General features: G+C 61.3%; 1 protein-coding gene. It reads left to right on the top strand.

Going from position 1 to position 517, the window contains the following annotated elements; all coding sequences use genetic code 11:
• Window positions 1-517, top strand: a 517-nt coding sequence (locus AC1DU6_RS35845) for a VWA domain-containing protein (protein ID WP_477863414.1), incomplete at both ends; no start/stop codon positions are given.

Here is a 517-nt window from a genome sequence, read left to right as displayed (position 1 = left end):
CGAAATGGTCGCGCAGGCGCTGCTGCTCTATGGCCGCGAAGAGAAAGAGGCGTTGCGCAATGAGATCTTGCGCAACGCGCCGATGGCGCGGCTGGAACAGCGCCAGATCGAGCAGATGCGGGCACTGATCCGCAACATCGCACGGCGGCTGCGTGAGCGTTTCAGCAAGCCGCGCAAACGGCAACGCCGCGGCCACCTCGACGTGCGCCGCACCATCCGCCGCAATGCTGCATGGGGTGGCGTGCCGTTCATGACGGCATGGAAGCGCCGCCATCGCGACAAGCCGAAGATTGTTGCGATCTGCGACGTCTCGGGCTCGGTCGCGCAGGTCTCCGACTTCTTCCTGCTGCTGATCCACAGCCTGCATGAAGTTGTGTCCGACGTGCGCTCCTTCGCTTTTTCCGGCAACCTGATCGAAGTCAGTGAAGTCCTGGAGAAGAACAAACCCGAAGAGGCGATGAAGCAGATCATGTCTTCGGTCGGCTATGGTTCGTCAGACTACGGTCGCTCTTTCGTT

It is taken from the genome of Roseateles sp. P5_B10 (genome assembly GCF_056400485.1).
The sequence above is the reverse complement of the archived record's forward strand: the minus strand, read 5'-3'. Positions and strand labels throughout refer to the sequence as shown.